Source organism: Kitasatospora putterlickiae (assembly GCF_039527695.1).
Taxonomy (GTDB): Bacteria; Actinomycetota; Actinomycetes; order Streptomycetales; family Streptomycetaceae; genus Kitasatospora; species Kitasatospora putterlickiae.
Map to the genome: position 1 here is coordinate 1 of NZ_BAAAKJ010000307.1, position 2,306 is coordinate 2,306.

Here is a 2,306-nt window from a genome sequence, read left to right on the forward strand (position 1 = left end):
CGACGGCCGCCGTCCCGGCGCCGCGCGCCCTCTGCCCCACCCACCGCGCGACCACCCTGCCGTGCGCCCTGTGCCAGGCCGCCGCCGACATCCCGCCCGCCGAGCCGGACGCCCACATCGGCCAGGCCTACCGCGAGCAACTCGCCGCCCGCCGCCTCGCCCGCGAGAGCGCCGCAGACACGGACTGGGCGAGCCGGCACGGCATCGCCTGGACCGCCTGACCCACCGAGGAGACCACCGTGCCCACCACCCACCCCGACACCACGATCCGCGAGCACACCCCGACCACCATCCCGGGCAGCCCGGACCCGTGGGGCCCGCCCGTCTGCCACGCCTGCGGCGACTGGTGGCCGTGCGCCCCGCTCGACCAGGCCGCCGAGATCACCCCGATCGGCGGCGGCTGGACCATCACCCCGCGGTGAACGCCCTGGCCGTCCTCGCCGCCACCGCGCCGGTCGCCGTCGCCGGCCTGGCCGTCCTCGGCCGCGGCCCCGGCCCCGGCCCCGCCGGTTCCGACTTCCCCGACACCCGCACCGCCGCCACCCACAGCGGCCTCATCCCCGGGAGCAGCCCCATGTCCACCCCGCAGCAGCAGCCCTACCTCGACCTCGACGCCGTCCGACGGCGGGCCGACGCCGCGACCCCCGGCCCCTGGCACATCGAGGAAGACCGCCACGACCTCGTCCGCCGGGTCACCGACACCTCCGGCACGCTCGACATCAACCTCGGCTACCTCGGCAACCGCACCCTGGCCGACGCCGAGTTCATCGCCCACGCCCGTACCGACCTGCCCGCCCTGATGGCCCGGCAGGACTACCTCCGCGCCGCCATCAACGAGACCGCCCTCGGCCGCGCCGGCGCCGAAGACGCCGCCGATAGCCTGCGCGCCCGCCTCCATCTCATCCAGCAGCGCGTCGAGGACATCACCGACCAGGACAACGCCGTCGCCATCGGCCTCGACCTCATCCCCCTCCTCGACGGGCCCCTCCACCCCACCCACATCGACGACTACCGCAACGCCCAGGAGCAGCCCGCCGACGTTCCCGGCCGGCTCATTACCGCCGAGGCCCTGATCGACGCCGCCGAGACCCGGCCGCTCACCGCGTGGGAGGCCGAGGAAGTGCGCTCGCTCCCCCGCGCGGTCCGCGGCAACATCCGCTCCAGCATCCGCCGCGAGGCCCAGCTCACCCGCTACCGCAACGCTTGGCACTCCGCCCGGCACCGCGCCGCACACCAGCGTTCGGTCCTCGCGGACTACCAGGTCGAGGTCAGCACCCTCCGGGCCCGCATCTCGGCAGTCGAAACAGCCCTCCGCCGCTACGTGGGCTGCGCGTCCACCACCGCGACCGCGCTCTGTGTCGAGGTCGACGCGGCGCTCCACCCGACCACCGGAACCATCCCGCTCCGCTCGCCCCACCACGACCAGCCCAAGGAGCGCACCGCGCCCGCCAGCCTCCCGGCACCCCGCCACCAGCCGACCCCGGCCGCGCTCGACAACGCCGCCCGCCGCCGCCTCGACCACCTGATCCGGCGTGCCTCCCGCGCCCTCGGCCCCGCCGAGCAGACCACGCTGCTGCGCCTGTGGGAGCAGCAGCAGGCCGCCGCCGAGCAGGACCGCCGTTCCGCCGCCGGCGCCCGCCGTGCCAGCGCCCGCACCACCGACCTGCTGCGCACCGCCCAGGACCAACTCGTGAGTTTCCAGGCCATCGTGACCATGCTGACCGAGCAGCACGCCGAGTACCGCGCCGTCACCGGCGCCCGGCTGCGCCGCACCACCGCCGCGCACCAGTCCACGATCCGGGAGAACCGCCACCAGGCCCGCCGCGCCGACTCGGCCACCGCCGTCCTCGGCGAGATCCTGCGCCGCGCGGGCGACCACCACACCGGCCAGGCCGCCGACCTCGCCACCGAGATCGTCTCGCTCGTCTCCCTGCACGCCGTCCTGGACACCGCCGGCATCGACGTGAGCGGCGACCTGGCCCCGACCTTCCGGCCCCACGCCTGCTTCACCGCGCAGTGCGGCACGTGCCGCAACACCCTGACCAACGGGGACGAGGTGCTGCTCCACTTCGGCAGCCCGGCCGAGGCCGTCAACGAGGCCCAGGGCATGGGCTGGCAGCAGACCGACGACGGCCGGCTGCTGTGCGAGGCCTGCGCCCACCCGATCCCGCCGTGCCCGACCTGCGGCCCCGACTGCACCACCCGGACGCACGACCGCATCTACCGCACCCGCGGCTACTGACCCGTGCGCACCCTGACCAGCTGACGCCCTGCTAACGCCCGTCAACGGACGCCCCCCACCGCCG

Annotated in this window: 3 protein-coding genes; all 3 read left to right on the top strand. The window is 75.7% G+C overall.

Going from position 1 to position 2,306, the window contains the following annotated elements; all coding sequences use genetic code 11:
* The coding region (locus ABD308_RS29325; RefSeq protein WP_344341120.1) for a hypothetical protein at positions 1 to 221 on the top strand (221 nt) is incomplete at its 5' end.
* An 18-nt stretch (positions 222 to 239) separates the two neighbouring features.
* Positions 240 to 422: a hypothetical protein gene (locus tag ABD308_RS29330; RefSeq protein WP_344341126.1), complete on the top strand. Its 183-nt coding sequence runs from the start codon at positions 240 to 242 to the stop codon at positions 420 to 422.
* Positions 419 to 2,242, top strand: a complete 1,824-nt coding sequence (locus tag ABD308_RS29335; RefSeq protein WP_344341132.1) for a hypothetical protein — start codon at positions 419 to 421, stop codon at positions 2,240 to 2,242. The genes ABD308_RS29330 and ABD308_RS29335 overlap by 4 nt, the downstream gene beginning before the upstream one ends.
* Positions 2,243 to 2,306: the final 64 nt, after the last annotated feature.